Origin of the sequence: Achromobacter sp. SIMBA_011 (assembly GCF_046535435.1) — a bacterium.
In the GTDB taxonomy this organism is placed as follows: Bacteria; Pseudomonadota; Gammaproteobacteria; order Burkholderiales; family Burkholderiaceae_B; genus Achromobacter; species Achromobacter dolens.
Genome location: NZ_JAWRWN010000406.1, coordinates 1 through 275 on the forward strand (window position 1 = coordinate 1; position 275 = coordinate 275).

Annotated in this window: 1 protein-coding gene; it reads right to left on the reverse strand. The window is 68.0% G+C overall.

Annotated features, from left to right (window positions below; all coding sequences use genetic code 11):
- Positions 1-275: LysR substrate-binding domain-containing protein (locus SB816_RS31495; RefSeq protein ID WP_410548181.1), on the reverse strand; the 275-nt coding region annotated here is incomplete at both ends.

Here is a 275-nt window from a genome sequence, read left to right on the forward strand (position 1 = left end):
CTCTGCACCGGACCGGACACCGATATCGAACGCGTCGGCGACATAGCGCAGCTTGCGCGATGTCGTCGACACCCGCACGTCGATGTCGGGGTAACGCGCATGGAAATCGGCGAGCCGCGGCAGCAGCCAGCAAAACGCGAAGCTCATCGGCACGTTCACCCGCACGACGCCTGATATCCGCTGCGTCGATGCGTGCTGGCGCAGCCGCACCGCCGCAGTCCCGAGGCGCTCGAACGCACTGCTGACGTCGCCGAGCAACGCGGCGCCGTCGTCGG